The organism is Paracoccus sp. (in: a-proteobacteria), from assembly GCF_046289755.1.
Taxonomy (GTDB): domain Bacteria; phylum Pseudomonadota; class Alphaproteobacteria; order Rhodobacterales; family Rhodobacteraceae; genus Paracoccus.
The window spans coordinates 1-7,159 of sequence record NZ_JBKBVD010000089.1 but is presented as its reverse complement, the minus strand read 5'-3'; the positions used below and the strand labels follow the sequence as shown (position 1 = coordinate 7,159).

At 62.5% G+C, this 7,159-nt stretch carries 4 protein-coding genes, 1 pseudogene and 1 riboswitch; of the genes and pseudogenes, 1 reads left to right on the top strand and 4 read right to left on the bottom strand.

What is annotated here, in order from left to right; all coding sequences use genetic code 11:
- The 4 genes and pseudogenes from ACK41U_RS18730 to bhcR form a co-directional block, all read right to left on the bottom strand.
- A pseudogene (locus tag ACK41U_RS18730) lies at positions 1-283 on the bottom strand (polysaccharide deacetylase); the annotation flags it as partial.
- A 174-nt stretch (positions 284-457) separates the two neighbouring features.
- A complete protein-coding gene (locus ACK41U_RS18725) occupies positions 458-2,503 on the bottom strand; it encodes a Hint domain-containing protein (RefSeq protein WP_409683608.1) in 2,046 nt (681 codons plus the stop codon).
- A gap of 754 nt (positions 2,504-3,257) precedes the next feature.
- Complete coding sequence (gene thiC, locus ACK41U_RS18720; RefSeq protein ID WP_409683606.1) at positions 3,258-5,084, bottom strand: phosphomethylpyrimidine synthase ThiC; 1,827 nt, start codon at positions 5,082-5,084, stop codon at positions 3,258-3,260.
- Between the two features lie 87 nt (positions 5,085-5,171).
- Positions 5,172-5,291: riboswitch (TPP riboswitch) on the bottom strand.
- 44 nt (positions 5,292-5,335) lie between these two features.
- The gene (gene bhcR / locus ACK41U_RS18715) at positions 5,336-6,148 is read right to left on the bottom strand and encodes an HTH-type transcriptional regulator BhcR (protein WP_409683603.1); all 813 of its coding nucleotides are present in this window, start codon (positions 6,146-6,148) and stop codon (positions 5,336-5,338) included.
- A 197-nt stretch (positions 6,149-6,345) separates the two neighbouring features.
- Here bhcR and ACK41U_RS18710 point away from each other — a divergent pair.
- On the top strand, positions 6,346-7,159 hold an 814-nt coding region (locus tag ACK41U_RS18710), incomplete at its 3' end, for a pyridoxal-phosphate-dependent aminotransferase family protein (protein WP_409683600.1).

The following is a 7,159-nucleotide window of genomic DNA, read 5'->3' as shown; positions in this document are numbered from 1 at the left end:
CGGTGACGGGGATGTGCGCCAGCAGCCGGTGCAGGCGCCAGAATCCCGCGCGGGCGCCGTAATCATAGATGGATTCCATGTTCCAGTGCCGCTGTCCGGGCCAGGGCTGGGCGCCGATGATTTCCGACAGGAACGCCTCGGAGGCGGCATCGCCATGCTCGATGCTGTTCTCGCCGCCCTCTTCGTAATTCACCACGATCTGGACGGCGATGCGGGCGCCGCCCGGCCATTCGGGATCGGGTGGCGTCGGGCCATATCCTCGCAGATCGCGGCTGTAGCGCATGGGGGCCTCCGGTCGGGTTGCGTGCGGCCCACCAAAGCCAAACTTGCGCGCAACGGCAAGCGGCGCGATCGGCAATTCTGTATCAAGGAACGGGCAAAGATCGGATGGGCCGACATGCAAAAATCCCCGCCGTCAGAACGGCGGGGATTGCGTCAGAAGCGTGGCGCCTATGGCTCAGGACGCGTAGAGCGCGGTGCCATTCCTGCGGTGGCGCCCAGCCAGATTGCGGCCCTGACGGCCACCGATCAGCGCCCGTGCCGGTGCGAAGCTGGCGTCCTGCAACTGGGGCAGCAGCTCCATGAGCTCGCGGCGGCCTTCCTCGCTGACGGCTTTGAGAGCTTCGGGGCCGGTGAACAGGCTCTCGGTGGTGGCACCTTCGGAATAGACGACCTGATGGCTGTCGAACATAAAGTGCCAGTAATCGACCCCGGCGGCGTCAGCGACCACGGTGATCCCCCCGGTGCCGACCAGATGCTTGGCGGCGACCAGAACCTCGTCCTGACCGAACATGCGATGCGCAATCTGCGACCGCACCAGCACGCGGTGTTGCGGCGACACCGTCAGATCGCGCGCGGGCAAGCCGCAGCCCAGTGCACCTGCCGGAATGCGGATCGGGCGCAGATGAGGGGCGGCCTGAAGGTCCGCGGCCGACAGGGTGCGATGCCCGATCCACAGAACCGGCTGCGCGCCCGCATCGACGGTCGTGACCAGATCGCCCTGTGCCAGTTCCTGCACCTCGACCTCGCCCTGTGGGGTGCGGATCAGAGTGCCGCTGGCAAAGCACATCACACTGGTCGTTTCGAAGTTCAGCAGGCTGGCATCGACGGCGACACCGTTGTTCCAGATGCGCAGCCCGTTGGCCTGATCCAGCACGCCATCGGCCTGATCGGCCCGCATCCATCCCAGCGCATGGCTGTATTGCTGGTTCGGGTTCGCGGCGTTCCAGGCTGCCAGCGTGGTCGCATTGTAGACCGACGACAGATCAATGTTGTCATTGTTGGTCGCATCGCCGTCATCCATCGCGCCGGCGGCATTGTCCGATCCGAAATCGGTAATGATATCGCCGGTGCCGCTATAGATGAAGGTATTGACCCCCGCGCCGCCGGTCAGCGTGTCGATGCCCGCGCCACCTTGCAGCGTGTCATTGCCGTCGCCGCCGTTCAGGATGTCATTGCCTGCCCCGCCGTTCAGCAGGTCGTTGCCAGCGCCGCCGTTCAGTGTGTCGTCTCCGTTGCCGCCGAAGACCGTATCATTTCCAGCACCCGCATTGACGATGCCCGAAGTATTGGACAGCGTCAGGTGGTCATTCCCGCTGCCGCCGTCAAGATTCTCGAAATTCGAGATGACATCGCCCTCTGCGTGGCCGCCGGATGCGGTGTTGTCGAGCAGGCTGACGCGCACGCCGGTCGAGTCGGTCACATAGCTGAGCGTGTCGTTGCCCTGACCGCCGTCAAGCTTGTCGGCGCCCGAACCGCCGACGATATAGTCGTTCCCGGTCCCGCCAAAAATCGTATCATTGCCCGCATTGCCGTAGATGACATCATCGCCCGAACCGCCATTGATCCAGTCATTGCCGCCGCCGCCGCGGATTTCGTCGTTGCCGGCACCGCCGTTGATGAAATTTCTGCCAGTGTTGCTGACGAAGCTTCCGGACTCGTCGGTGGCGACGCGGTCCTGATAGCCTGGACCGATGAGGTCATTGCCGGAGGTGCCATCGACCACGGGCACAAACGCCGCTTCGACCCGCGCGCCCGACATGACCTCATTGTTGGCGATGACATTGCCGAACGTCACGGCGACGACCGGCTTTGCCTGATAGGCATCCAGATCAGCACCGGGAGACGCCGGAGGGGCAAGCCAGGTGTTTCCGACCGCGTCCTGAAAGACCCTGCCGGTTACGGTCGCCGTTGTGCCGTCGATATATGTCAGCGTGGTGTCCATGCTGGCGAAGGCGTCAAAGTTATAGGTGCCCCCGCCGTTGATCGAAAACTGGTCGAACTGTCCACTGTCGCGCTGATAGTCATAGGAGCCCGGCGTGCCCCCGTCAAAGCCGTTTCCGACCGGACGGAGCGTCTGGATCTTGTTGTAAAGCGGATCGCCGCTGCTGCCGAAGGTCTGGTTTGTCAGCAGGTGCGCCCTCTCGACGATACCATCGGTTTCATTGACGTCGAGAAGCGAGAAGTTGCCAAGGTTGAGGACCTTGAATGTCGTGTCGGTCATGGTGGCCGTCCTTTACAAACGAGTGACCTGCGCCAGAACGGTGTCAGGGGGTCGCAGCTACGGGTTACATCTGATCTGAGGCGTCTGCGACGGCAGTCGCCCTGTGGTATTCATCTTGTCACGAGAAAGAACATTGGTGGCATTTTAGCAAGTCTTTTGGAAAGGAGGAGTGGTTCGCGTCATTTTATTGTCGTGAGGTGTCAGAAATATGCGAGTCGAGGGGGGATAAAAGAGCGATCTTACTACCAGAAGTTGAGTTATGTGCGATGTATAGTGTGTTAAGGGGAGGTTAATGTATGAGGTAAATTTATCGACCCTAAGTTAATGTATATTCATATGCTTTGTATTCGCGTAAGAAGGTAAGAATCCGCATAAAAAAGGCCGGATTTTGCCGATGATTCGGCGCGTTAAGTCAGGCTGTTGCAGCATTTCCGGGCGTCGGTTTTTGCTGCATCGGCGTGGATGAGACGGTTTTGGATACGGTTGGGGGTGAGTTCCCAAGTGGATATGTCTGCATCATTCAGGTGTGTAAATTAATCGGGGTAATTCGGTGTCGTGACGACAGGTCTTTTGCATCTGAGACTGTCACCAGCATCTGCGAAGATGCATTTCCCGAGTGTCCGGACCGCAAGCTATAATAATAGCTCGTACATATTAAAGATGTCCTGTCCGGTGATGCTGAAGATGGATCCTCTATAATATGCACAAAATTTCGAACGGCGCCGCGCAGAAACGCGGCGCCGGGCTGACACAGTCAGGAGGCGGCGGTTTCATCAGCGGGCATGTAAAGATCGCCGCCATCGCGATATTTCTCGGCCATCGCCTCCATCCCCGCCTCTGCCCGCGCCTGATCGCGGATGTCGTGGCTGATCTTCATCGAGCAGAATTTCGGTCCGCACATCGAACAGAAATGCGCAACCTTGTGCGCCTCCTTGGGCAGGGTCTGGTCGTGGAAGGCGCGGGCGGTGTCGGGGTCCAGCGACAGGTTGAACTGATCCTCCCACCGGAACTCGAACCGGGCGCGCGACAGCGCATCGTCGCGCAGCCGTGCCGCCGGATGGCCCTTGGCCAGATCGGCGGCATGGGCCGCGATCTTGTAGGTGATGACGCCGGTCTTCACATCGTCGCGGTCGGGCAGGCCCAGATGTTCCTTGGGGGTGACATAGCACAGCATCGCGGTGCCGAACCAACCGATCATCGCCGCGCCGATGCCGCTGGTGATGTGGTCATAGCCCGGCGCGATGTCGGTGGTCAGCGGCCCCAGCGTGTAAAACGGCGCCTCGCCGCAGACCGCCAGCTGCTTGTCCATATTCTCCTTGATCTTGTGCATCGGCACGTGGCCCGGCCCCTCGATGATCACCTGACAGTCATGCGCCCATGCGATCTGCGTCAGCTCTCCCAAAGTCTCCAGCTCGGCGAATTGCGCGGCGTCATTGGCATCCGCGATCGAGCCGGGCCGCAGCCCGTCGCCCAGGCTGAAGGTCACGTCATAGGCGCGCATGATCTGACAGATCTCGGCGAAATGGTCATAGAGGAAGCTCTCGCGGTGGTGATGCAGGCACCATTTCGCCATGATCGAGCCGCCCCGGCTGACGATGCCCGTCACCCGGTCGACCGTCAGCGGGATATGGCGCAGCCGCACGCCGGCGTGGACGGTGAAATAGTCCACGCCCTGCTCGGCCTGTTCGATCAGCGTGTCGCGGAACACCTCCCATGTCAGATCCTCGGCAATGCCGCCGACCTTTTCCAGCGCCTGATACAGCGGCACGGTGCCGATGGGGACGGGCGCGTTGCGGATGATCCATTCGCGGATGTTGTGGATATTGCGCCCGGTCGACAGGTCCATCACCGTATCGGCGCCCCAGCGGATCGCCCAGACCATCTTGTCGACCTCTTCCGCCATCGACGAGGTGACGGCCGAATTGCCGATATTGGCGTTGATCTTGACCAGAAAATTGCGCCCGATCGCCATCGGCTCCAGTTCGGGGTGGTTGATATTGGCGGGGATCACGGCGCGGCCACGGGCCACCTCGTCGCGGACGAATTCGGGTGTCACATGGTCGGGGATGGCGGCGCCAAAGCTGTCGCCGTCGCGCGCCAGCTGTTCGCGCCGCGCGGCACGGCCGAGGTTTTCGCGGATGGCCACGAACTCCATCTCGGGGGTGATGATCCCGGCGCGGGCAGAGGCGATCTGGGTGACCGCGCGGCCCGGTTTCGCGCGCAGGGGCCGGTTCCGGGCGGGGAATTCCGGCGTCAGCCTGTCGGCGGAGACAAAGCCGTTATCGGCGGGCTGCACATGGCGGCCCTCATAGGTCTCGGTATCGCCACGGGTCAGGGTCCATCGCTCGCGCAGGCGGGGCAGGCCGCGGTCGATGGCGGTTTCGGCGGCGGGATCGGTATAAGGCCCCGAGCAGTCATAGACCGTCACCGGCGGCTCATCCGCGCTGGGGTGCAGCGCGATCTGGCGCAGGGGCACGCGCAGGTCGGGATAGAGGGTGCCGGGTTGATACACTTTGGTCGAGGCGGGCAGCGGGCCGGTGGTCACCATCGGACCGGAGGTGTTGCCGGGGGTATCGGTCATGTCAGGCTCCTTGCGTTTCAAAGCATCGGAGACCCAGCACGAACTGGAAGGGGGAATGAATGCCGCAAGGGTAGGCCGGGACCGGCCGTCAGGGCATCCGCACCGTCCCTACGCCAGTATGAACTGGATCAGGTTCATAGGGTCCCTGCGCTGCCTTGCGGCACAGCAGTATCTCAGCTCCTTGACGGAACCCCCCTGGTGGAGTGCCAACCCTGGCCGCGCCCGCGCGCGAAGTCAACGTCTTGCGGCGCTCAGGCAGGTGCGCCCAGTTGCCGGGACATCTCGGCGGCGGCGTCGCGGACCAGCTGGCCGGTGTCGCGGACCTTTTCGTCATGCATCCGGCTGGTCGGCCCCGACACGGAAATGCCCGCAACCGCCTCACCATAGCTGTTGACGATCGAGGCGGCGACGCAGCGCATGCCGATGGTGCGTTCCTCATCGTCCAGCGCATAGCCGCGCGCCCGTGTCAGCGCGATCTGTGCACGCAGCGCGTCCGCATCGGTGATGGTCTTGTCGGTAAAGCGGGTGAAGGTGGCGGCGCGGATGAACCCCTCAAGCCGGGCGTCATCCATCGCGCCCATCAGCGCCTTGCCGATCCCCGAGGCGTGCAGCGGCGAACGCGTGCCGGGCGGAAAGAAGGCGCGGATGGTGTTGTGCGTCTCGACCTGGCTGACGAACAGCACGTCGCCGTCGCGTTCGATGCCCAGATTGGCGGTCTCTCCCGTGCGGGCCATCAGGTCGCGCATGACCGTGCGGCTGCGTTCCACGATATTGGTGCGGCGCAGAAAGGCCGAGCCAAGCCGGAACGCCTCGGGTCCGACGAACCATTCCTGCCGGTCGGGATTGTTCTCGACATAGCGCCGCCGTTCCAGCGTCGCCAGCACCCGGTGCATGGTGGCGGGCGACTGGTCCAGATGATCGGCCAGCCCGGTCAGGGTGATGCCGTCATGCGTGGCCAGCGCCTCCAGCACGTCAAGCGCGCGGTCCAGTGCCTGAATGCCGGGGGCGGGCTCGGACGCCTTGAGGGCCTTGGGGCGGCCTCGTTTGCGGACGGGTTGCTGCATGGAAGGGCCTTTCACTGTGCCGTTCCAGGGTAAGAAAAATAATCTATGAAATCAACTTTCGTTTGGTGAAAAAAGATTAATATGTGATTTAACATTATTAATTATGAATAATGTATTAAATGAAATCAATTTTCGCAAAAATTTACGAAACATGGCGCCTGTGCTAGATGTCGTCCCGAGCCAAGGAGGAGCCTCGCATGAGCACCCAGAACCCGATCTTCATTCCCGGCCCGACGAACATCCCCGAGGTGCTTCGCAAGGCCGTCGACATGCCGACCATCGACCACCGCAGCCCGGTCTTCGGAAAGATCCTGCATCCCGCGCTTGCGGGCGTGAAGAAGGTTCTGAAATCCACGCAGGCCGAGGTGTTCGTTTTCCCCTCGACCGGGACCGGGGGGTGGGAGACCGCGATCACCAACACGCTGTCGGCGGGCGACAAGGTTCTGGCGGCGCGCAACGGCATGTTCAGCCATCGCTGGATCGACATGTGCCAGCGCCACGGGCTGGACGTTCAGGTGGTCACGCAGGACTGGGGCGAGGGCGTGCCCGCCGACCGCTTTCAAGAGATCCTGACCGCAGACAAATCCCATCAGATCAGGGTCGTGCTGGCCACGCATAACGAAACTGCCACCGGCGTGCGGTCGGACATTGCCGCTGTGCGCCGGGCGCTGGACGCGGCGGGCCACCCGGCGCTGCTGTTCGTCGATGGTGTCAGCTCGATCGGCTGCTATGATTTCCGCATGGATGAATGGGGCGTGGATGTTGCTGTCACCGGCTCGCAAAAGGGGTTCATGCTGCCGCCCGGTCTGGCGATTGTCGGCTTTTCGCCCAAGGCCATGGCGGCGGTCGGGGCGGCCGGATTGCCGCGCACCTTCTTTGACATCCGCGATATGGCCAAGGGCTATGCCGCCAACGGCTTTCCCTACACCCCGCCGGTCGGGCTGCTGAACGGGCTGAAGGTCGCCACCGAGATGCTGCTGGACGAGGGGCTGGAGAATGTCTTTGCCCGCC

What these genes read in the sequence shown, in the direction of transcription:
- ACK41U_RS18725 (WP_409683608.1), bottom strand. Translation starts at nt 2,503, where the DNA reads ATGACCGACACGACATTCAAGGTCCTCAACCTTGGCAACTTCTCGCTT.
- thiC (WP_409683606.1), bottom strand. Translation starts at nt 5,084, where the DNA reads ATGACCGATACCCCCGGCAACACCTCCGGTCCGATGGTGACCACCGGC.
- bhcR (WP_409683603.1), bottom strand. Translation starts at nt 6,148, where the DNA reads ATGCAGCAACCCGTCCGCAAACGAGGCCGCCCCAAGGCCCTCAAGGCG.